Annotated in this window: 1 pseudogene; it reads right to left on the bottom strand. The window is 57.0% G+C overall.

What is annotated here, in order from left to right:
• Positions 1-952 (bottom strand): annotated as a pseudogene (locus tag NCT32_RS36865) (PRTRC system protein D); the annotation flags it as partial.
• Positions 953-1,452 lie beyond the last annotated feature (500 nt).

Genomic DNA, 1,452 nt, shown 5'->3' with positions numbered 1-1,452 from the left:
CGTTCGCAAAGCACGGCGCATCCATCAACTGAACCCGATTCTTTGGAAACGCTTCCCGAACTGCCGACTCGTAAAGAGCTGCACCGCCGCCGCTCAGGACGATGGACCGAACGGTGCGGGTGGCGCCAACCTTTTCTTGGATCGCTTTGACCGTGCTCCGGACGACAGCTTGAGACTTCTCCACGTACGGTTCGAGATCCATCTCCTGGTTATAAAAAAGGAAAGGCTTCCTCATCCGGAGGCACTTATCGAGTTTCTCGATATCGGTGACGATCTCGCCCCGCGCTTCGCTGATTAGCGACGCAATGCGCTTGTAGACTTGGGATGCACCGCCCGGAACCCCGCCGCTGCGCGCGTCGTTCATCGTGAAGCCGTTTGCGACAACCCAGTCCGTTGTGAACTAGCCAACGTCGATGACGATATGCTCATTTTCCCGGTCGAACTCATCGCCGCCGTACTCGGAGAACGAGACGAGCGAGCCGAGGGGCTGCGGGATGACCTTCACGCTGCCGACACGAACCTTGTGCTCACCAAAGATCAGCGTGCCACTGAAAGCGTCGCGCACGAAGTCCGCGTACTTGCCGATGCTATGAACCGGTAAGCCCAGAACAAGACGCTCCACGTCATTCACTCCGGCGAAATGAATCGCACCATAGAGCAGCGCCGCGTAGTTCGGCGTTGTGCAGAAGTCCTCAGACAGCGTCCGGCCTGCGTTCCCATAAGCTGACGACCTCTCAACACCCGGGCCAACTTCATACACTGTGCCATCAATTTCAATGGCGGCCACTTTGCGATCTGACAGTACACCGTGGGCAAAACTCGAGACCGCCTCGCTGACGCGAAGCGGGGCAAGCGACGGAAACATCATCGTCGCGAGGTCCGAGCCCATACGAAACGCGCATTTAGTGTTGCCGTAACCAACATCAACCGCAAAAACCTGTGCTTTTTTCATGATTCTCTCCAGAGTTTAAATAAGCCATCGCCAACAAACGTGCTCTGGCCCGTGGCCGGTCCCTGCGAGGCCCCTCCACGGGCCATGACGCACGTTCGGAAGGGCGAGCTTGCTGGTAATTCCCCGGCTTGGCCCCGGCCTGGTCCTCATAGAGGCCAAGTGGTGATGCGCAGTGAGCCACAAGTCTTGTTAGGGAACCTACAGGTACCAGCTAGGGGCCAAAGCTGCTGCTGACGGACCTAATCTATCTGGAAGGTCGCGATGTCAAGGAAGCAAAAGCTCGCAACATTTAGGCAGCTTTTGCTTCTCAGTCTGGGTCACGGCGCCGGTATTCTTCTACTTACCAACCGCGCGCATGCGCATCGACCCTCCTGAAAAGGACCATCGAGGGGAGCGCTTTGCCTAGCGAAAACCCCCTCTGTTACGGCCGCAAAATGAACCCGCCTTTTTCTGAATCTAATCAAGTTCAAAGCGACCCAAGTTGAGGACGCTGGACACGC

Source organism: Caballeronia sp. INML2, assembly GCF_023631365.1.
In the GTDB taxonomy this organism is placed as follows: domain Bacteria; phylum Pseudomonadota; class Gammaproteobacteria; order Burkholderiales; family Burkholderiaceae; genus Caballeronia; species Caballeronia turbans.
Note: the sequence above shows the minus strand (reverse complement) of the source record. Positions and strands in the feature narration are given on the sequence as shown.